We start from the raw sequence: 20288 nt of genomic DNA, 5'->3' as shown, positions 1-20288 counted from the left end.
GGCTCTCAATTCGCTCTCAAATAAACGCCAATGGCGCTGTTTCTTTGGATTTCTTTCTGCCCCAGAGAGCAGAATGTTTTGGGGTTGTCGTAGGACACGCCGTTTTTCGCCAGATAAGCCTCGCCCTTGGCCCGCATCCGATCCTTTTCAGCATCCGACTCGACATAGGAGCGGATTTCCGTGTCCGAGTACCCCAGATTATTCGCTTTGGACCGGAGTCCCCACATCACACTGATCGCTTTCAATCGCCGCCCGCTGATCGACGGGCAGAACTCGGAAATCTCATTTGCAATGGCGATGTAGTAGAGTTCGTTGTCGATCTCTTTGACATCCCTCAAGGGCGGCTTTGCTTCTGTCACCGTCGGCAAGGCCATCAGCGATGCGAGGGCGACTAGTTTTGTAACAGACATGGGTTTTCCTTTCGTCTTGGACTGTCCAAGACGAAGCGGTTTGCGGCTGCTAGGCAATAACACCCTGCCCGCCCACCGAAGATATGGAAAAACACCGGTCATGGCCGCTGGCAGGTTCCTGCAAATGTCAATTGATCATTGCTGACGCTGAGGTTCTGCGGGTCAGTATCCGGACCCACCTTCCAAGCAATCCGAGACGATCCGAAGTTCTGGATGCAGAATTTGGTACCTTCATGACGTCCGGCCTCGCGCGCACCATCGAGTGAAGCAGAGACGCCTTTGACGACAACCGTAAAGTCCGCGGGCGAGGTTTTCTTGTTGACCACCTTCGCCTTGGCCCTGAACGACTTGCCGTCGAACAAAAGCCGGTCTGCCGACGGCTTCACCAGACCGCATGCAGAAACACCAGCCAGCGCCAACACAACAATAAGGGCTTTGGGGGCCTTCATACTTTCCCTCTTTGTTTTCTGTTCCGCTGCGTCGCCATCAAAACGCCGCCACCAATGCCATAAGCCCGATCACGACCATGCACGCCCAGCCGATCACATACAGAATTGTCCGCGGACCGCTGCTTGGCTTGCCAATCCCTTTCAGGTGCACAACCAGCATCGCCAAGCGCGCAACCAACGCCACTGAGGCCAGCAGGTTTACCCAAAACGGGCTGACACCAAGCAAAATCGCCGCTGTAATGACTGTCACAAATGCCGGAAGTGTTTCCGTTCCATTCAGATAGGCCCGGTTCAGACGATACGCCTTGTCGGCATAATCCTGGTCAGGCGTCGCACCGGGTGCCAGCCCCTTGGCTTGTTTGGCCAGTGCCGAAAACGGTGCCAGAAACAACACAACCAGTGTGAATAGCACAACCGACGCAATTGCGTGGCTATATTCAGCAAACACTTCCATCTTGTTCACTCCGCTGCCATGGCACCCATACGGCCCGATTTCTGAGCCTTGATGCGGTCTTCGATCTCTTCCCGGAAGTTGCGGATCAGGCCCTGGATCGGCCAGGCGGCCGCATCGCCCAAGGCACAGATCGTGTGTCCTTCGACCTGTTTGGTCACGTCGAACAACATGTCGATCTCTTCCAGTTCAGCCTCGCCGCGCACCAGACGATCCATCACACGCATCATCCAGCCGGTGCCTTCGCGACACGGCGTACACTGACCACAACTTTCATGCTTGTAAAACTTCGACAGGCGCCAGATCGCCTTTATGATGTCGGTGGATTTGTCCATCACAATCACCGCTGCCGTGCCCAGACCCGACCCCAGATCGTTGCGCAGGTAATCGAAATCCATGATCGCGTCGCGCATGTTTTCACCACGCACGCAGGGAACCGAGGACCCACCGGGGATAACCGCCAGCAGATTATCCCACCCGCCGCGAATACCGCCGCAATGGGTTTCGATCAGCTGTTCAAACGGAATCGACATCGCCTCTTCGACGACACAAGGGTTGTTCACGTGGCCCGAGATCGCAAACAGCTTGGTACCAGCGTTGTTCTGACGACCAAATCCAGCGAACCAATCCGCACCCCGACGCAGAATGGTCGGCACCACCGCGATGGATTCCACGTTGTTCACAGTGGTCGGACATCCGTACAGCCCCGCACCTGCCGGGAACGGAGGTTTCATCCGCGGCATACCCTTCTTGCCCTCAAGGCTTTCGATCAGGGCTGTTTCCTCGCCACAAATATAGGCCCCTGCCCCGTGATGAAGGAAAAGATCAAAATCCCAGCCCGAACCAGCGGCATTTTTGCCCAGAAGACCCGCGTCATAGGCCTCATCAATCGCGGCCTGCAATGCTTCACGCTCGCGGATGTATTCGCCGCGCAGGTAGATATAGCAGGTATGGGCGTTCATCGCGAAAGACGCGATCAGGCAACCCTCGATCAGCGTATGCGGATCATGGCGCATGATCTCACGGTCTTTGCAGGTGCCGGGCTCGGATTCATCGGCATTCACAACCAGATAGGAAGGGCGACCGTCGCTTTCCTTTGGCATGAACGACCATTTCAGGCCAGTTGGGAAGCCCGCACCGCCGCGTCCGCGCAGCCCCGAATCCTTCATTGTCTGAATGATCCAGTCCCGGCCCTTTTCAATCAGGCCAGCTGTGCCGTCCCAATGCCCGCGGGCTTGCGCGCCTTTCAGCGTGCGTTCGTGCATCCCGTAGATGTTGGTAAAGATCCGGTCCTGATCCTTCAGCATCATTCGTTACCTTCAGCTGTCCTGACGCATGCGCCAGAGTTGAAAAATGTTCACACCCGCATAAATGAATGCCGCCAGAGCAGCAAAATCAAACAGCAGCGCGTGCCGGGCTGTCAAACCCAGCGCGGGGCCAATGAACAGGTTCATGGCAAGCCAGATCACCATCGTCACCGCAATGACGATGCCAATATGTCGGCCCTTTCGGGCTATAGCCTGATCCTTGTCCTTGTCCATCATCCCCCGATGCCCCGATGGGGCACCCGTTTAGTCTTTGTAGGTGCCATCTTCCTTGGCACGTTTGGCAAATTCGGTTTCCTCACCCGCCGCAAGCTTGGCTGCCTGTTCAATCCAGCCATCGCGCTCGATCCGGCCCTTGAACTTCAACCGTGCATCGACCCAGGCGACCTGTTCCGGTGTCCAGGCAGCGATCTGATCATAGTGGAAGAAGCCCAGCTCGTTCAGGGTCTGCTCCAGCTTGGGGCCTACGCCTTTCAACAGTTTCAGGTTATCTGCCTTGCCGTCGCGCGCGCCTGTGAGTGTTTCGGGCTGGTCCTCTTTCGCTGCCTTCGCCTCAGCGGCCTGTTTCACAGCGGGTTTCGCCGGGGCTGGCGCTTTGGGCGGCTTCGGTGCAGCTTTGGTCGCAGCCGCTTGGCCATCCTTGCCCAACCAAGGGGTCAGGATCGGAACCTCGGTCCCATCGATACGCTTGACCGTATCGCCAATATCGGTGGCCAGTTCGACGCTGGCGTTGTACCGCGTTTTGCCGCTGTCATACTCCGTCAGGCTGGTCAGCCCCTTGAGCGGTTCAGCCGCATAGCGACCATTCTGCGGGCCCGGCGTCGGAACTTTGCCTGCCACCAGATCATCAAGAATCTTGCCAAAGCTCTCAGCGGTCAGGTCTTCGTAGTAATCCTTGCCGATCTGCGCCATCGGCGCATTGGTGCAGGAGCCAAGGCATTCGACCTCTTCCCAGCTCAGCTTGCCATCGGCGGACAGCACGTGTGGCTTGGCCGCGATCTTCTCCTTGCAGACAGCGATCAGATCCTCGGCCCCGCAGATCATGCAAGAGGTCGTGCCACAAACCTGAATATGCGCAACCGTTCCAACCGGTTGCAGCTGGAACATGAAGTAGAACGAGGCCACCTCAAGCACACGGATATAGGCCATACCAAGCATGTCGGCGACGGATTCAATCGCCGGACGGCTCAGCCAGCCCTCCTGCTCCTGCGCACGCCACAGAAGCGGAATGACCGCACTGGCCTGACGGCCTTCGGGGTATTTGGTGATCTGCGCTTCGGCCCATTGCTGGTTGGCAGCAGTGAAGGCAAAGCTTTCGGGTTGTTCGGGATGAAGACGGCGGAGCATTAGCGGTCAATCTCTCCAAATACGACGTCCATGGTGCCGATGATGGCGGCGACGTCGGCCAGTTGGTGGCCTTTGGCAACGTGGTCCATGGCTTGCAGGTGCAGGAAGCCCGGTGCGCGCAGTTTGGCGCGGTAGGGTTTGTTGGTGCCGTCGGCGACCAGATAGACGCCGAACTCGCCCTTGGGGGCTTCGACGGCAGCATAGACCTCACCGGCAGGCACATGGAAGCCTTCGGTATACAGCTTGAAGTGATGGATCAGGCTCTCCATCGAGGTCTTCATGTCCGAGCGTTTCGGTGGAGTGATCTTGCCGCGTGCCAGAACGTCACCGGGGCACTCGCGGATTTTGGCGATGGCCTGACGGATGATCAGCAGCGACTGGCGCATTTCCTCCATGCGGACAAGGTAGCGGTCATAGCAATCGCCGTTCTTGCCGACGGGAATCTGGAATTCAAACTCATCATAGCACTCGTAGGGCTGCGCGCGACGCAGGTCCCAGGCCAGACCCGATCCACGCACCATCACGCCCGAGAAGCCGTATTTCTGGATGTCATCCTCGGTCACCACGCCGATATCGGCGTTGCGCTGCTTGAAGATGCGGTTTTCGGTCAGCAGCCCATCAATGTCATCAAGGACGCTTGGGAATTCGTGACTCCAGGCCTCGATATCGTCCAGCAGTTCGGGCGGCAGGTCCTGATGGACACCACCGGGGCGGAAATAAGCGGCGTGCAGGCGGGCGCCACAGGCACGCTCATAAAACACCATCAGCTTTTCGCGTTCTTCAAAACCCCACAGCGGCGGGGTCAGAGCGCCCACATCCATCGCCTGCGTGGTCACGTTCAACAGGTGATTCAGGATGCGTCCGATTTCGGAATACAGCACCCGGATCAGCGAGCCCCGGCGCGGCACCTCGACCCCGGTCAGCTTTTCGATGGCCAGACACCAGGCATGTTCCTGGTTCATCGGTGCCACATAGTCCAGACGGTCGAAATACGGCAGGTTTTGCAGATACGTCCGGCTTTCCATCAGCTTTTCGGTGCCACGATGCAGCAGGCCGATATGCGGGTCGCAACGTTCGACAATCTCGCCGTCCAACTCGAGCACCAGACGCAAAACTCCGTGCGCCGCGGGGTGTTGCGGGCCGAAGTTGATGTTGAAGTTGCGGATCTTCTGCTCGCCGCTCAGCGCGTCCGTGCTGCCGTCATCATATCTTGAGCCGTCCATCAACGCCCTCGTTTCTTCTTTGCTTCGGCCCGAACCCGGACCTTTTCGGCCTCGACCGCCTTGACCGCAGACCCGGCCAGTAGAACCCCAAACGCGCCCAGAATGATCAACTCACCTATCATCTCAGCGGCGCTCCAACTCTTGCAGTTTCAGCCCGACCCACCACAGCAATGCGATCGTGCCAAAGGGAACCAGACACAGCAGGCACCAGTATTTGTTGATCCCGAAGAACGGCAAAATCTTCACCATCGGAATGATGGTCAGCGCAGACAGGATCAGCCACCAGATGCCACCCATTATTCGGTCTCCTGTTTCTCATCCCCTGGCAGAATGTAATTCGCACCTTCCCATGGGGACATGAAATCAAACTGACGGTACTCCTGCACCAGACTGACCGGCTCGTAGACGACGCGTTTCTGCGCCTCGTCATAACGCACCTCGGTGTAGCCCGTGGTCGGGAAATCTTTGCGCAGCGGATGGCCACGGAAGCCATAATCCGTCAGGATGCGCCGCAAGTCTGGATGGCCCGAGAACAGGATGCCGAACATGTCGAACACCTCACGCTCGAACCAGTTGGCCGAGGGGTGGATATCGACTATCGAAGGCACCATGTCATCTTCGCGGATCGAAACCCGCAGACGGATGCGCTGGTTCTGGTACATCGACAGGAAGTGATACACCACGTCGAACCGCTTGGCGCGTTCGGGGTAATCGACGCCGGTGATATCCACCAGTGTCGAGAACTTGCAATTTTGGTCCGACCGCAGGAATTCTACGAATTCCACGAGGTTCGACGGCGCCACATCGACGTTCAGCTCACCATGGGTCACATCCCAGGACAGAACACAATCGGCTCGTTTCAGTTCAAGCTGGGTGCCGAGTTCTTTGAGTGCTTCGCTCATCTACCCTTCCCCTCAGCGTACAATTGTGCCGGTGCGGCGGATTTTGCGTTGTAGCTGTAGCAGACCGTAAAGCAGCGCCTCGGCGGTCGGAGGGCAGCCGGGCACATAGATATCCACCGGAACTACCCGGTCACAGCCACGCACGACAGAATAGGAATAGTGGTAGTAACCACCGCCATTCGCGCAGGACCCCATCGAGATCACATAGCGCGGCTCGGGCATCTGGTCGTAAACCTTGCGCAACGCAGGGGCCATCTTGTTGGTCAGCGTGCCGGCCACGATCATCACGTCAGATTGGCGCGGAGAGGCGCGCGGGGCGATGCCGAAACGTTCCGCATCATAGCGCGGCATCGAGGTGTGCATCATTTCAACCGCGCAGCAGGCCAGACCAAAAGTCATCCAGTGCAGCGAACCGGTACGAGCCCAGTTGATGATATCCTCGCTCGAGGTCAGCAGAAAACCTTTGTCCTGCAACTCGGCATTCAGGGCCTGGGTGGCGACTTCCTTGTCGACGCCAGCGGTGTTTGCACCGGTCATCACTCCCATTCCAGGGCCCCTTTCTTCCACTCATAGGCAAAGCCGATGGTCAGCACGGCCAGAAACACCATCATCGACCAGAAGCCGACATCGCTGATATCGCGGAACCCGACGGCCCAGGGAAACAGGAATGCGATCTCAAGATCGAAGATGATGAAGAGAATCGAGACCAGATAGAATCGGACGTCAAATTTCATTCGCGCATCGTCGAAGGCGTTGAAGCCACATTCATATGCGCTGACCTTTTCGGGGTCGGGATTGCGGACAGCCAGTACAACGGCGGCAAGAATCAGGACGATTCCAAGGCCTACGGCAACGGCCAGAAACACCAGAATCGGGAGGTACTCCCGCAGCAGGTCTTCCACGAATAGCTCCTTTCTTGCGCACGCATCTTGTCGGGTGCGCCGTCAATTGGCGTGTTGACTGGACATTCTCTATCCCCGCCGGGTCAGAGGGTCAACCGAACACAGCCCCGTTCACCATCAAACATACGCTTGACAGCGCGGCATAGAATCGCATTTCGCGCGTTTTGCATTGGCTTGCGGAAACTCGGTAAACTTACTTATTCCATGCAGGTTTACGTTTTTCGAAGAACGCCGCGATCCCTTCACGCGCCTCTTCCGTTTCCCAGCGTTCGACCAGTTCGTTGATGGTCTGGTCGATTGTGGCATCATCAATACGAGGTCCCAGAGTTCGAACCAGCGCCTTGGCAGATGCAACCGCCCCCGGCGCGCACGAAAGATAGGGCCGAACTTCCTCTTCTATCGCGGCCGCAAGCTGCTCGGAGGGCACAGCCTTTGCCAGCAATCCCAGATCAACCGCTTCGGGCGCATCGAACAACCGGGCCGACATGAACACACGCCGTGCCCGCGCCTCACCCATACGAGCGATAACATAAGGGCCGATTGTCGCCGGAATCAGCCCCAGCCGGGTCTCGGTCAGTCCCATCTTCAGACTATCTACACCGATGGCAACATCGCACACGGCGGCCATCCCAACGCCTCCGCCAAAGGCGTTGCCTTGTAGTGCCCCGATCAGGGGTTTGGGCATCGTGTTCAACGCATGCAACATCTCGGCCAGCTTGCGCGCTTCGACAAATCGCGTCGCCTTGTCGGCCGACATCTGGTCCTGCATCCATCCCAAATCACCACCGGCGCAAAACGTCTTTCCCGCAGCAGCCAGAACGACCGCTCGGACAGCGCCATCCTGGCCCAATTGCGACGCGGCCTGTGTCAGCTCGGTAATCATCTGACCCGACAGCGCGTTGTGCTTATCTGCCCGGTCCAGAGTTAACGTGGCAACACCGCGTTCGTCTGCTGAAATCGAGATTGTTTCGAACATGTTAGCCCCTCAACGCCTTGGCCATCTGTGCGGCCTCTTCGACCACATCGATATCCAGACCGGTTTGATAGCCCAACCGTTGCAAATGCGCTGCAACGGTTTCAGTCGCGACATTGCCTGCGGCCCCCGGAGCATACGGGCAACCGCCAAGCCCACCCACGGCCGCGTCGAACACGCGCACCCCCAGCGAAAGTGCCGCATCGATATTGTCGATTGCACGCCCATTGGTGTCATGAAAATGCCCGGCAAGCCGCGTCACAGGAACTCTTTCCCTAACCGCCAGAAGCATATGAGCGATCTTGTCTGGTGTGCCCTGCCCGATTGTGTCCCCCAATGACACCTCGTAACAGCCTAACGCAAATAGGCGATCGGCAACTTCGGCCACTTTCTCGGGCGGGGTCGGGCCGTCATAAGGGCAATCGGTCACGCAAGAGACATAGCCGCGAACCGGAAGGTCGATATGGCGCGCCGCTTCGAGTATCGGCGTGAACCGTTCGATTGACTCGGCGATCGAGGCATTGATGTTTGCTTTGGAAAACCCCTCGGAGGCCGACGCAAAAATGGCAATCTCATCCGCTTTGGCGGCCAGCGCATCCTCGTACCCGCGCATATTCGGCGTCAACGCCGCGTACTGCACTCCGTCCGCCCGGGTTATGCCGGCCAGAACCTGCGCCGATCCAGCCATTTGGGGCACCCATTTGGGAGAGACAAAGCTTGCAACTTCGATTCGACGGAACCCGGCGCGGCTAAGGCAGTCGATCAGCGCCACTTTGTCGGCAACCGGTATCTCACGGGTTTCGTTTTGCAGCCCGTCGCGCGGTCCAACTTCGTAGATTTCGACCAGATCACCCATGTCAGAACCCCTTATGGCTTGCTCTCATTCCAAATACGGATAGCGCGACCGTGGCACGTCGAGCCGTGCGGGTACAGATCACTCTTCTTCCAAACGCACCAAAGCTGCCCCAGCCTCGACCTGCGCGCCATCTTCGACCAGCACCTCGGCCACCACACCATCCCGCGCGGCGAGCAACGAATGCTCCATTTTCATCGCTTCGAGAATAGCCAAACGGTCGCCTTCCTGAACGGTCTGCCCCGCAGTGGCAAAGACTGCCTTGACCAGACCCGGCATCGGCGCTTCGATCACATTGGTGTCACCCGTCGCGCTGGCATCCCGGTCAAGCGGATCGATAACGTCGAAACTGCGACCGTAGTCAGTAAATACGGTCAAAGTAGTTCCGCTGACAGCCACCCGGGGCATCGGTGCGCCGCTCAGCGCCCACCGCCCCGAGATCCGCTCGGCCACGACACGGTGTTCGCCCAGCTGCCAAAGCTGGCGATCCGGCCCGTCGACCTGCACGTCCAGATCAAGAATCTCTCCCTGATCGGACAGCTGCACCGCTCGATGCAGCGGAGCCCAGAGCGAAAACCCGGTGTCAGGCGTGACATCCACCAGATTCAGTGCGGTCATCGCAGCCGCAACAGCGGTCGCGGCCGAAGTCGGAGATTCCTGCACCAACCCGTTAAGATCGCGCCCGATCAGGCCCGTATCCACATCGCCCGAGGCAAATCCATCATGGCGGGTCAGCGCGCCCAGAAAGGCGAGATTCGTAACGGTGCCCGCCACTTCGGTTTCCCGCAGCACTCGGTGCAACGTCTCAAGCGCGACGGCGCGGGTCGGACCGTGCACCACCACTTTGGCAATCATCGGATCATACCACGGGCTGATGGTGTCACCTGTGCGAACACCACTATCCGCACGGCAATTGGCCGGGAAAACCAGATGAGTGAGCGTTCCCGTCGCGGGTAAAAACCCTTTTGGCACATCTTCGGCATAAAGCCGGGCCTCGAAGGCGTGACCCGAGATCGACAGATCATCCTGTTGCCTGGGAAGGCTCTCTCCTGCCGCAACGCGCAACTGCCATTCGACCAGATCGACGCCGGTGATGGCTTCTGTCACCGGATGCTCCACCTGTAGACGCGTGTTCATCTCCATGAACCAGAATCTGTCGGGGCGCAGCCCGTCCGAGGCATCGACGATGAACTCCACCGTGCCTGCACCCTTATAACCTATCGCCTCGGCTGCGCGCACGCCCGCCTGCCCCATCGCCTCCCGCATCTCAGAAGTCATGCCCGGGGCTGGTGCCTCTTCGATCACTTTCTGATGGCGGCGTTGCAACGAGCAATCGCGTTCGAACAAATGCACCGCATGGGTACCGTCACCAAATACCTGCACTTCGATATGGCGGGGTTTGGCCACGAATTTCTCTACCAGCACAGCGTCATTGCCAAAAGCGGTTCTGGCTTCGCCCCGTGCGCTGTCCAATGCGGAACGGAAATCCTCGGGGCGTTCGACCAGACGCATACCTTTACCGCCACCGCCTGCAACGGCCTTGATCAGCACCGGATACCCAATCGTATCAGCCGCACCTGCCAGGTGTTCGGGATCCTGATTGTCGCCATGGTAGCCGGGCACCACAGGCACGCCAGCCTGTTCCATCAACACCTTGGCCGCATCCTTGAGACCCATCTTGCGGATCGCATCCGCTGATGGGCCGATAAAGGTCAAACCCGCGGCCTCGACCGCGTCAACGAAATCGGGGTTCTCTGACAGGAAGCCATAACCGGGATGGATCGCCTGCGCGCCCGTATCCAGCGCAGCCTGAATAATCACATCGCCCTTCAGATAGCTTTCCGCCGGGGCGGGGCCACCGATATGAAGGGCCTCATCCGCCATCTGCACATGCTTGGCCGCAGCGTCCGCATCGGAATAAACAGCAACGCAAGATACGCCCATCTTCTGAGCGGTTTCCATAACCCGGCAAGCAATCTCGCCCCGGTTGGCAATCAGGATTTTGTTGAACATAGCTTACCCCTCAACCGCCAGATCTTCGACAAGGCGAAATCGTTCGCACAGCAGCACCATCTCGGGATCAAATCCGCCATTGCGTTCGAAATACTGGCGATGCCCCTCTCTCCATCCCTCGAGCGTTTCATTTTCGCCCTCTGCCAACGCGAAATCCTCGGTTACGTCGCAGTATCGGCAGGTCGAGACGTCGACCGTTTCGATCACCAAGGCCGGACGATCATCCCAATCCAGCGCAATGTCTCTCCGCCCGACAACAGGAGTGTCAGGGCTACCTTCGGGATAGTCGCGCAACGCACCGCAGGTTGCCGTTTTCCGCCCTGATCGTACCAGAGCCAGCAGCTCAGCACTCAGCCGGGCATTGTCACCAAACTTGAAAGTCTGGGCACCAGGATAGCGGGCCATGACGTCATTCAATGAAACGTTCATCTTACATCCTGAACACGCCGAAACGTGTCTCCTCAATCGGGGCATTCAGCGCCGCACTCAGCGACAAGGCGAGCACATCGCGGCTTTTGCGCGGGTCGATGATGCCGTCGTCCCAGAGGCGGGCCGAAGCGTAGAGCGGGTGGGACTGTTCCTCAAACATATCCAGTGTCGGGCGTTTGAATTCTGCCTCTTCCTCAGCTGACCATGTGCCGCCCTGTCGTTCGATCCCATCGCGCCTGACGGTGGCCAGAACACCAGCTGCCTGCTCGCCCCCCATCACCGAAATCCGCGAATTCGGCCATGTCCACAGGAACCGCGGCTGATAGGCGCGTCCAGCCATGCCATAGTTACCGGCCCCGAACGAGCCGCCCACCAACATGGTGATCTTGGGCACGTTGGTGGTGGCCACGGCGGTCACCATCTTGGCCCCATGCCGCGCGATGCCTTCGTTTTCGTATTTGCGACCAACCATGAAGCCGGTGATGTTCTGCAAAAACACCAGCGGGGTTTTGCGCTGCGAACACAGCTCCACGAAATGCGCGCCCTTTTGCGCGGCCTCCGAGAACAGCACGCCATTGTTGGCAATGATCCCGACGGGACACCCTTTGACATGGGCAAAGCCGGTGACCAGTGTCTCGCCAAATCGGGGTTTGAACTCATCAAATCGAGAGCCATCGACCAGCCGTGCAATCACTTCACGAATGTCATAAGGTGTCCGCAAATCGGCGGGAACGACTCCCAGAATTTCCTCCGGATCATAAGCTGGCTCCTCGGGTGCTTCGAACCGTAGGCCGGGCTTCAGCCCGGCACCCCCCAATGACCCGACAGCCCGCCGCGCCAATGCCAGCGCATGTGCGTCATCCTCGGCCAGATAATCTGCCACACCCGACAGGCGCGTATGCACATCGCCACCACCCAGATCTTCAGCGCTGACAACCTCACCCGTTGCAGCTTTGACCAATGGTGGCCCTGCCAGAAAGATCGTGCCCTGTTCCTTTACGATGATCGTCACATCGGACATTGCAGGAACATAGGCCCCACCCGCCGTGCATGATCCCATCACCACGGCAATCTGAGGGATACCCTTCGCGCTCATCCGCGCCTGATTGTAGAAGATACGCCCAAAGTGGTCGCGGTCTGGGAACACCTCATCCTGATTGGGCAGGTTCGCGCCGCCACTGTCGACCAGATAGATGCACGGCAGATTGTTTTCCTCGGCAATCTCCTGCGCGCGCAGGTGCTTCTTGACGGTCATCGGATAATAGGTGCCGCCCTTCACGGTGGCATCGTTACACACCACCATGACTTCGCGCCCCTGCACCCGGCCAATCCCCGCGATGACCCCGGCACAAGGTGCTGCATCGCCATACATCCCATGTGCCGCTGTCGCCCCGATTTCAAGGAACGGCGACCCCGGATCAAGCAGGTTCGCCACCCGCCTGCGCGGCAACATCTTGCCTCGGGATTCATGCCGCGCGCGGGATTTCTCGCCCCCGCCCATGCGGGCTGCTTCGGCAGCAGCAGAGATTTGCGCCAGCGCATCGAGATGAGCGGTGCGGTTTGTCTTGAAGCCCTCGGAGCCGGGCATGGCTTTGGATGTGAGTTTCATTTGTAGATATCCACCTTCAATGCCCGATTACTTATGGGCAAGACCACCACTGCGAAGTAAATTATGTAGAAGATTACGCTCTTTGCAGAAGACGAGAGGGGCCAATTGAACAGCCCTTCAGGGTTGTTCAAATTGATACTAATCTCATCCAGTGCCAAGAATGGCAAAGGCAGCGTCATCAGAAAAAGCAATAGTAAGAAATGAAAAACCCCATTCTTGGACTTAACGCGCAGCCAAGCTTCGCAGTTACCACACCTTACAGCTGGCACGTACTCCTCACTGCCAACCATAGTGTTCAAAACACTCAAGGGCTGCGGCACCCCACATTTAGGGCACTTTAACCCTGACAGACGCCGCAGAATCTTATTCATTTCAATTCCCCCGCCGCCCGCGCCTTCAGTTCCTTTCGGATCACCTTCCCCGTCACCGTCATCGGCAGCTCCTCCAGAAACGCCACCTCGCGCGGATACGAATAATGCGCCAGACGGTCTTTGACCCAGTCCTGCAACTCGCGCTCCGTGGCCTCAGCACCCGTCTTCAACACTACATAAGCCTTGACGATCTCGGTCCGCAGCTGGTCAGGTTTTCCGACCACGCCTACCGTCGCCACCGCCGGGTGGGTCAGCAGGCAATCCTCGATCTCAGCTGGGCCAATGCGATACCCGGCGGAGGTAATCACGTCATCGTCCCGACCGACAAAGCGCAGATAGTCGCCCTCCCACACGCCGCGGTCGCCGGTGATCAGCCAGTCGCCGCGAAACTTGTCTGCGGTCGCTTCGGGGCGGTTCCAGTATTCCAGCAGCATCGAGGCCGAGCCGTGCCGGATGGCGACGTCGCCCTCGTCCCCGGTCGGGTTTCCGTCCTCATCAATCACCGCAACCTCATGCCCCGGCACCGGTTGGCCGATACAGCCGGGGCGCACAGGGAAATCTTCGGCGCAGGAGGATACGACCATGTTGCACTCGGTCTGGCCGTAAAACTCGTTGATCGTCAGACCAAAGGCCTTCTGTCCCCATGCCAGCATTTCGGCACCCAGCGGTTCACCCCCGGACGCGACCGAGCGCAGACCGGGGATCACCTGATCTGCTGCCTTGAGCATTCGCAGCGCCGTTGGTGGGAAAAAGACGTTCCGCACCCCGCCACGCGCGATGATGTCAGCGCAGGCCTTGGGGGTGAATTTCTCAAGCCGTGCCGCGACAACAGGAATGCCCAGCGCAAGACCCGGCATCAGCACGTCGAACAACCCGCCGATCCACGCCCAATCCGCCGGGGTCCAAAGACAGTCGCCTTCGCGCAAGTGATTATGGCTGATCGAAACGCCTGGCAAATGACCGGTCAGAACCCGGTGCCCATGCAGCGCGCCCTTCGGGCTGCCGGTTGTGCCCGAGGTATAGATCAACACAGCCGGATCGTCAGGGCCGGTCGCGGCAAATGGTACAGCGGGACCGTCTTCGCCAATTTCCGCTGCAATCAAGGGCGTGGCCAGATCACCCAACAGATCAGCCCCTTCGGCGTCGGTCAGTACAATCCCGGCACCTGCGTCACTGACCCGCGACCGCAGCGCGTCCTGCTTGAACAGTTTGAACAAAGGGACCGACACAGCCCCGATCTTCCAGATCGCCAGATGGGCCGCCGCACACCATGGCGACTGGCTCAGCAACACTCCGACGCGATCACCGGGCTGCACATGGCGCAATAATGCGCGGGCTATTCCGTCTGTCATTTGCGACAGCTGCGCAAAGCTGATGTGCTGCGGGTCCGGTCCGGTCAAATCGATCAGCGCGACCCGGTCCCCCGCATGCCGCAGGCACTGTTGCGCCATGTTCAGCCTGTCCGGCAGATCCCAGCCTCCATCCGGGCGCAAACCCGGTATGCGCTCAGCGGTTAGCACGGCGAATTTTCCCTATATTTCCTGCACTTCGCGGTTCAACTGCAACCAACTCCTTCACATAAACTTGATGCAGATCAGAGTGGGCAGTTCCAATCGCTGCAACACCAAGGTCATCAACAGAACCAAAGGCAAGACAATGACCAAGAAACTCGCCGCATTGACCCTTTCCACCGCGTTGGTGGCTCTGGCTGCTCCTGCGTTTGCCCAATCTCAGGGGGATTGGACGCTCGGAATCGGTGTGGGGTACCTGGACCCGAAATCCAACAACGGAACACTGGCCGGCCTGAGCGCCGATATCGACTCGGATACGCGCCCGATCTTCACCGCCGAGTATTTCATCCAGGACAACCTGGGGATCGAGCTGCTGGCCGCGACCCCGTTCAAACATAACGTCACCTTGGGCGGAAGCGTGGACGCTGGCAGCGTCAAGCATCTGCCGCCCACCTTGTCGCTGAACTATCACTTCCCGACCAATAGCGCCTGGAAGCCCTATGTCGGCGCCGGTCTGAACTATACCATCTTCTTTGACGAGCAATCTGCCCTTGGCAACCTCAAGGTCGATGATTCCTTCGGCGTTTCGCTGCAAGCCGGTCTCGACTACATGATCACCGACAAAGGTGCAGTCCGTCTGAATGTACGCTGGTTCGACATCGACTCGGACGTCACTCTGAACGGAGCCGATATTGGCACTGCGAACATCGACCCTTGGCTGGTCGGTATTTCCTACGTTCATCGCTTCTGATCCTTTGATCGAAACGCCCCGCTGTAACCTCGTCTGCGGGGCGTCTTCATTCAGCGCATTTCGTTCATCATTTCCCGGCCGATCAGCATCCGTCGAATCTCGCTGGTGCCTGCGCCGATCTCCATCAGCTTGGCGTCCCGGAAGATCCGGCTAACCGGTGCGTCAGACAGAAACCCTGCCCCGCCCAGCGCCTGAACCGCCTGATGCGCCTGAACCATCGCCTGTTCGGATGCGTAAAGACAGCACGCCGCTGCATCCTGCCGGGTGACGTCTCCACGATCACAGGCCTTAGCCACCTCATAGACATAGGCCCGCGCCGAGTTCATCGCGGTATACATGTCGGCAATCTTGCCCTGCATCAGTTGGAAACTGCCAATCGGTTTGCCGAATTGCTTGCGCTCGGCCAGATACGGCATCACCTCATCCAGACAGGCGACCATGATGCCGGTGCCGATCCCGGCCAGAACCACGCGCTCATAGTCCAGACCTGACATGAGCACGGCTACGCCCTTGCCCTCTTCTCCCAACACATTCTCGAACGGCACTTCAACATCTTCAAAGATCAGTTCAGCTGTGTTCGACCCGCGCATCCCCAACTTGTCGAAATGGGGCGAGGTCGAAAAACCCTTCATCTCTTTTTCAATCAGAAATGCCGTAATGCCTTTTGATCCGGCATCGGGGTCCGTCTTGGCATAAACCACCAGTGTATCCGCGTCCGGCCCGTTTGTGATCCAGTACTTGTTGCCGTTCAGGCGGTAATGGTCGTTGCGTTTTTCCGCCCGCAGCTTCATCGACACCACGTCCGAACCTGCGGAAGGTTCCGACATTGCCAGCGCGCCTACGTGTTCGCCCGAGACCAAGCGCGGCAGGTATTTCTGTTTCTGCTCTTCCGAACCGTTCAGCTTGATCTGGTTCACACACAGGTTGGAATGCGCCCCATAAGACAACGAAACCGAGGCCGAGGCGCGCGCGACCTCTTCGACAGCAATTGTATGCGCCAAATAGGACATGCCCGCACCGCCGTATTCTTCTGGCACGGTGACACCCAAAAGACCAAGCTCTCCCATTTCTTTCCACAGTTCATTCGGAAAGCTGTTCTTGGCATCAATCTCAGCCGCCATCGGCTTGACGCGCTCCTGCGCCCACCGATGTACCATCTCGCGCAGGGCGTTCACATCCTCACCCAGATCAAACTTCATCGTGGCCATGAACATCTGTGTCCTCCCTCCGCATTAATGAACAAGTGTTCAATAAATCTCTAGCAGCGAATCTATCTTCGGTCAATCTTTGTGAAAGCCTGGACCAAAACACAAAACGCCGCCTGGACCGGGCGGCGCTCTCAAGGGTCGAGCGTGCGCTGAAAGCGCACTCTGTTTGGCTAGGATTGATAAACTGCGCCCACTTCGGCTCGGATGATGCGCGCGATCACTCGGCAATCCTCCAGCGAAAAGGTCAGCGGCACACGCATATCCATGATGCCTGCCAGAACACGGTCACTTTCCGGCATCTGTTCGCTTTCGAAATATCTCCAGCTGTCATAGCGCGACGTGAACCCTGTTGGCTCAGCCCCGCCAAACCATTTGATCTCGACCCCACGCGCGGCGCAGCGACCGATAACGTCAGCAATCTGCTCAGGCGACCAATCCAACAGCAGGAACTGGATCGAAGACCCGACATAGGTTTCCTCTTCGGGTCGCTCGACAATCGTCAGGCCCGGAGTGCCACGCAGCCCGGTCTCGATCTCGCAATAGCGCTCGTTCCACCGGGCCACCTGCCGGTCCAGATCCCGCAATTGCGGGCGCAGGATCGCCGCGCGCAAATTGTCCATCCGGCCCGAGACGTTGGGCGTGGTGTATTTGATCCGTTCGAACACGTCCGGCCCCGGCGCCGCAAGATGGCGTTCGTACAACATGTAGGACCCCGACAACATCGTGGCCTTGGCCGCAAGCTCCTCGTCATCGGTGACCAGCAAGCCCCCTTCGCCCGAGTTTACGTGCTTATAGGTCTGGCAGGAATAACACCCGATTGCCCCCTGCCGTCCCGATAACTGACCGCGCCAAGCCGCGCCCATCGTGTGTGCGCAATCCTCGATCACGATAACGCCCGCCGCGTCACACATCTGCATCAGACGATCCATATCACACAGATGCCCGCGCATATGGCTAAGCATCAGGACACGGGCCTGATCCAGTTTACCCTCAAGATCCTCCAGATCGATGGTCAGGTTTTCGGTGACGCCGACAAAGATCGCCCGCGCCCCGACCGAGGCAATTGATCCCGGCACCGGGGCCAGAGTGAACGCGTTGGTCAGAACCGGGTCGCCCGGCTGCACACCGACGGCCCGCAACGCGGTGGCAAGCGCATAACCGCCAGAGGAAACCGCCAAGCAATACTTGGCCCCCATCTGTGCCGCAAACTCCTGCTCCAACAGGGCCGTTTCCCCCAACTCACCGGGGACCACGTTATAACGATGCAGCCGCCCGTGACGCAGAACAGCCAGCGCTGCCTCGATTGCATCGTCTGGAAGGGGTTCCTGCTGCGTGAAATTACCAGTGAATGTTTCCGTCATGGTCTTTTTCTGGCTCTCCGACAGGGTCCGGTCAAGGTTTCAGGCTGCCGCACCAATCAGATCAGGCACAAGATCGGGCAAGTCATCAAAATGATGCAGCAGCGCTTCGGGCTCCAGCGCTGCCATGTCCTCCCCTGACGGTCCGAAAGTCACCAAAACCGATGGGACCCCTGCCGCCCGGGCGGTATTGCGGTCAGTATCCGAGTCGCCGATCAGCACGCACCAGGCCGGGTCGCCACCGGCACGGCGCGCAGCCTCGCGCAGAGGGGCCGGGTCCGGTTTGCGCACCGGCAGCGTATCCGCACCGACCAACGAGGCAAAACGATCCCGCACTCCCATGCGCGTTAGTAACAATTCGGCCAGATGTTCCGGCTTGTTGGTGCAAATGCCGACACCGTAGCCCGCGTTACTCAGCATCTCGACGGCTTGTAACGCTCCCGGATAGAAGCTTGTGTGGGTGTCGATATCCTGCGCGTAAGCCTCAAGCAGAACAGGATAATAGGTCTGAACGGTGTCCTCGTCGTATGCTCCAACGCGTTTCAACCCTTGGGTTAACATCATGCGCCCGCCGCGCAACGCAATGCCTGCATCCTGCCCATGGACCAGCACATCACCATGCCCCATTTCGCGAAAACAATGGTTCGCCGCAGCCAGCAAATCGCCCGATGTATCCGCCAATGTGCCGTCCAGATCGAAGATGACGGTCCGCATGTAGCCTCCTGTTTCGGCAGGTTTTCGCCGTGCCCTGTTTCAATCGGCAATCTTGTTTGATGGCCGAACAGCTTGCGCCTTTGCCCTCAGCGGATAAAACGGTCGGCAACAAAACACAAAGAGAAAACGATTTCATGACCATTGCCCTTGTCATCCTTGCCGCCGGAAAAGGCACCAGGATGAATTCGGATCTTCCCAAAGTCCTGCATCCCATCGCTCAGGCTCCGATGCTTGTTCACGCGATGCGCGCCGGGTCTGTCCTGTCGCCCGAACGTACGGTGATCGTTACCGGCCACGGGTCCGATGCTGTAGCAAAGGTTGCTCAGGACGAAGACGAAGATGCCCGGATAACCGTTCAGGAAGAACAGTTGGGTACGGCCCACGCGGTCGGTCAGGCTAGGACGGCACTGGACGGGTTCGACGGTGATATCGTGGTTCTTTACGGCGACACCCCGTTTTTACAACACGACACGCTGGAACGGATGGTCGAGGCTCGATCTGGGAACGACCTGGTCATCCTTGGGTTCGAAGCGGCTGATCCGGCCCGCTATGGCCGGTTGGTCATGAATGGCGACACGTTGGAACGCATTGTCGAATTCAAAGACGCATCAGATGAAGAGCGCACCATAACATTTTGCAACTCGGGCCTTTTAGCTTGTAATGCCCAGTTGCTTTTTTCGCTGATTGACGCCGTTGAAAACAACAATGCCTCAGGCGAATACTACCTGACAGACGTAGTTGAGATCGCCCGCAAACGCGGTCTGAACGTAACCGCCGTCGCCTGTGACGAGGCCCAGACGCTGGGCGTGAACTCACGCGCTGATCTGGCTGCCGCCGACGCGGTGTTTCAGGCGCGCGCGCGGGCAGAACTGCTGGATATGGGTGTCACATTGATGGCACCGGATACGGTATACTTGTCCGCAGACACTGTGATTGGGCGTGACACAGTAATCGAACCCAACGTGGTCTTCGGCCCCGGAGTGACCGTCGAAAGCGGTGCAACCATCCGGGCCTTTTCCCATCTGGAAGGGTGCCATGTCAGTCGCGGCGCCATTGTCGGCCCCTACGCGCGGCTGCGCCCCGGCGCGGAACTGGCCGAAAACACGCGGGTTGGCAATTTCGTCGAGATCAAGAATGCAGAAATTGCCGAAGGCGCGAAGGTCAACCACCTCAGCTATATCGGGGACGCATCAGTGGGTGCTGCGACGAATATCGGCGCGGGAACAATCACCTGCAACTATGATGGCGTGATGAAGCACAAGACCACCATTGGTGCGAATGTCTTTATCGGCTCCAATACCATGCTCGTGGCCCCGGTCACTGTGGGCGATGGCGCAATGACAGCGACAGGCACCGTGGTGACCAAAGACGTGGCGCCCGAGGCGTTGGCCGTGGCGCGTGCCAAGCAGGAAAACAAACCCGGCTACGCGAGAAAACTGTTTGATATGTTGAAGGCGAAGAAGGCTCGCCGCGATAACGAGGCCTGAGA

At 58.6% G+C, this 20288-nt stretch carries 24 protein-coding genes; 2 read left to right on the top strand and 22 right to left on the bottom strand.

Translation table 11 applies throughout. The annotated features are described in order from the left end of the window. Positions 1-5: 5 nt before the first annotated feature. The 19 genes from ACR0M9_RS07520 to ACR0M9_RS07430 all read right to left on the bottom strand — a co-directional run bounded on the left by ACR0M9_RS07520 (position 6) and on the right by ACR0M9_RS07430 (position 14777). Positions 6-410 carry a DUF5333 domain-containing protein gene (locus tag ACR0M9_RS07520; protein WP_480773240.1) on the bottom strand — a complete coding sequence of 135 codons (405 nt, stop codon included), beginning with the start codon at positions 408-410 and terminating at the stop codon, positions 6-8. Positions 411-508: 98 nt separating this feature from the next. After that, positions 509-859 (bottom strand): hypothetical protein, encoded by a 351-nt coding sequence (locus tag ACR0M9_RS07515; protein WP_267362834.1) that lies wholly within the window; start codon positions 857-859, stop codon positions 509-511. Between the two features lie 37 nt (positions 860-896). Beyond that, a complete protein-coding gene (locus tag ACR0M9_RS07510; RefSeq protein ID WP_480773239.1) occupies positions 897-1313 on the bottom strand; it encodes an MAPEG family protein in 417 nt (138 codons plus the stop codon). Between the two features lie 5 nt (positions 1314-1318). After that, on the bottom strand, positions 1319-2617 hold the full coding sequence (nuoF, locus tag ACR0M9_RS07505; RefSeq protein WP_209504919.1) for an NADH-quinone oxidoreductase subunit NuoF: 1299 nt from the start codon (positions 2615-2617) through the stop codon (positions 1319-1321). Between the two features lie 12 nt (positions 2618-2629). Further along, a complete protein-coding gene (locus tag ACR0M9_RS07500) occupies positions 2630-2851 on the bottom strand; it encodes a DUF5337 domain-containing protein (protein WP_209598087.1) in 222 nt (73 codons plus the stop codon). Positions 2852-2881: 30 nt separating this feature from the next. Continuing rightward, positions 2882-3982, bottom strand: a complete 1101-nt coding sequence (nuoE, locus tag ACR0M9_RS07495) for an NADH-quinone oxidoreductase subunit NuoE (protein ID WP_480773238.1) — start codon at positions 3980-3982, stop codon at positions 2882-2884. Continuing rightward, positions 3982-5205, bottom strand: a complete 1224-nt coding sequence (locus ACR0M9_RS07490) for an NADH-quinone oxidoreductase subunit D (RefSeq protein ID WP_171631140.1) — start codon at positions 5203-5205, stop codon at positions 3982-3984. Before ACR0M9_RS07490 ends, nuoE begins: the two co-directional genes overlap by 1 nt. After that, on the bottom strand, positions 5205-5327 hold the full coding sequence (locus ACR0M9_RS07485; RefSeq protein ID WP_267362849.1) for a hypothetical protein: 123 nt from the start codon (positions 5325-5327) through the stop codon (positions 5205-5207). The genes ACR0M9_RS07490 and ACR0M9_RS07485 overlap by 1 nt, the downstream gene beginning before the upstream one ends. A 1-nt stretch (position 5328) precedes the next feature. Continuing rightward, entirely contained in the window at positions 5329-5502 is a 174-nt protein-coding gene (locus ACR0M9_RS07480; RefSeq protein WP_010442775.1) for a hypothetical protein, read from the bottom strand. Then, complete coding sequence (locus ACR0M9_RS07475; RefSeq protein ID WP_267362853.1) at positions 5502-6107, bottom strand: NADH-quinone oxidoreductase subunit C; 606 nt, start codon at positions 6105-6107, stop codon at positions 5502-5504. Before ACR0M9_RS07475 ends, ACR0M9_RS07480 begins: the two co-directional genes overlap by 1 nt. A 12-nt stretch (positions 6108-6119) precedes the next feature. Continuing rightward, positions 6120-6653 (bottom strand): NuoB/complex I 20 kDa subunit family protein, encoded by a 534-nt coding sequence (locus tag ACR0M9_RS07470; RefSeq protein WP_209504454.1) that lies wholly within the window; start codon positions 6651-6653, stop codon positions 6120-6122. Beyond that, positions 6644-7009 carry an NADH-quinone oxidoreductase subunit A gene (locus ACR0M9_RS07465; protein ID WP_209504455.1) on the bottom strand — a complete coding sequence of 122 codons (366 nt, stop codon included), beginning with the start codon at positions 7007-7009 and terminating at the stop codon, positions 6644-6646. Before ACR0M9_RS07465 ends, ACR0M9_RS07470 begins: the two co-directional genes overlap by 10 nt. Before the next feature lie 193 nt (positions 7010-7202). Then, a complete protein-coding gene (locus ACR0M9_RS07460) occupies positions 7203-7985 on the bottom strand; it encodes a crotonase/enoyl-CoA hydratase family protein (RefSeq protein WP_480773237.1) in 783 nt (260 codons plus the stop codon). Position 7986: 1 nt separating this feature from the next. Continuing rightward, the gene (locus tag ACR0M9_RS07455) at positions 7987-8838 is read right to left on the bottom strand and encodes a hydroxymethylglutaryl-CoA lyase (protein WP_480773236.1); all 852 of its coding nucleotides are present in this window, start codon (positions 8836-8838) and stop codon (positions 7987-7989) included. 78 nt (positions 8839-8916) lie between these two features. Then, positions 8917-10848 (bottom strand): acetyl/propionyl/methylcrotonyl-CoA carboxylase subunit alpha, encoded by a 1932-nt coding sequence (locus ACR0M9_RS07450; RefSeq protein ID WP_480773235.1) that lies wholly within the window; start codon positions 10846-10848, stop codon positions 8917-8919. Between the two features lie 3 nt (positions 10849-10851). Continuing rightward, positions 10852-11277, bottom strand: coding sequence for an ASCH domain-containing protein (locus ACR0M9_RS07445; RefSeq protein WP_480773234.1), 426 nt, complete (start codon positions 11275-11277; stop codon positions 10852-10854). Between the two features lies 1 nt (position 11278). After that, positions 11279-12886 (bottom strand): carboxyl transferase domain-containing protein, encoded by a 1608-nt coding sequence (locus ACR0M9_RS07440; RefSeq protein WP_480773233.1) that lies wholly within the window; start codon positions 12884-12886, stop codon positions 11279-11281. Continuing rightward, complete coding sequence (locus ACR0M9_RS07435; protein ID WP_480481792.1) at positions 12883-13257, bottom strand: hypothetical protein; 375 nt, start codon at positions 13255-13257, stop codon at positions 12883-12885. The genes ACR0M9_RS07440 and ACR0M9_RS07435 overlap by 4 nt, the downstream gene beginning before the upstream one ends. Beyond that, a complete protein-coding gene (locus ACR0M9_RS07430; protein ID WP_480773232.1) occupies positions 13254-14777 on the bottom strand; it encodes an AMP-binding protein in 1524 nt (507 codons plus the stop codon). Before ACR0M9_RS07430 ends, ACR0M9_RS07435 begins: the two co-directional genes overlap by 4 nt. A 136-nt stretch (positions 14778-14913) precedes the next feature. Here ACR0M9_RS07430 and ACR0M9_RS07425 point away from each other — a divergent pair, with 136 nt between their 5' ends. Next, on the top strand, positions 14914-15519 hold the full coding sequence (locus ACR0M9_RS07425) for an OmpW/AlkL family protein (protein WP_209504463.1): 606 nt from the start codon (positions 14914-14916) through the stop codon (positions 15517-15519). A 50-nt stretch (positions 15520-15569) separates the two neighbouring features. Here ACR0M9_RS07425 and ACR0M9_RS07420 read toward each other — a convergent pair whose 3' ends face one another. The 3 genes from ACR0M9_RS07420 to ACR0M9_RS07410 all read right to left on the bottom strand — a co-directional run bounded on the left by ACR0M9_RS07420 (position 15570) and on the right by ACR0M9_RS07410 (position 18799). Next, positions 15570-16733 (bottom strand): isovaleryl-CoA dehydrogenase, encoded by a 1164-nt coding sequence (locus ACR0M9_RS07420; RefSeq protein ID WP_480773231.1) that lies wholly within the window; start codon positions 16731-16733, stop codon positions 15570-15572. A 164-nt stretch (positions 16734-16897) separates the two neighbouring features. Further along, positions 16898-18088, bottom strand: coding sequence for a DegT/DnrJ/EryC1/StrS family aminotransferase (locus ACR0M9_RS07415; protein ID WP_480773230.1), 1191 nt, complete (start codon positions 18086-18088; stop codon positions 16898-16900). A 39-nt stretch (positions 18089-18127) separates the two neighbouring features. Continuing rightward, positions 18128-18799: an HAD-IA family hydrolase gene (locus ACR0M9_RS07410; protein WP_209504466.1), complete on the bottom strand. Its 672-nt coding sequence runs from the start codon at positions 18797-18799 to the stop codon at positions 18128-18130. 134 nt (positions 18800-18933) lie between these two features. Between ACR0M9_RS07410 and glmU the strand changes: the two genes are divergently transcribed. Continuing rightward, complete coding sequence (gene glmU, locus ACR0M9_RS07405) at positions 18934-20286, top strand: bifunctional UDP-N-acetylglucosamine diphosphorylase/glucosamine-1-phosphate N-acetyltransferase GlmU (RefSeq protein WP_480773229.1); 1353 nt, start codon at positions 18934-18936, stop codon at positions 20284-20286. Positions 20287-20288 lie beyond the last annotated feature (2 nt).

Source organism: Ruegeria sp. CH2 (assembly GCF_056537065.1).
The sequence above is the reverse complement of the archived record's forward strand: the minus strand, read 5'-3'. Positions and strand labels throughout refer to the sequence as shown.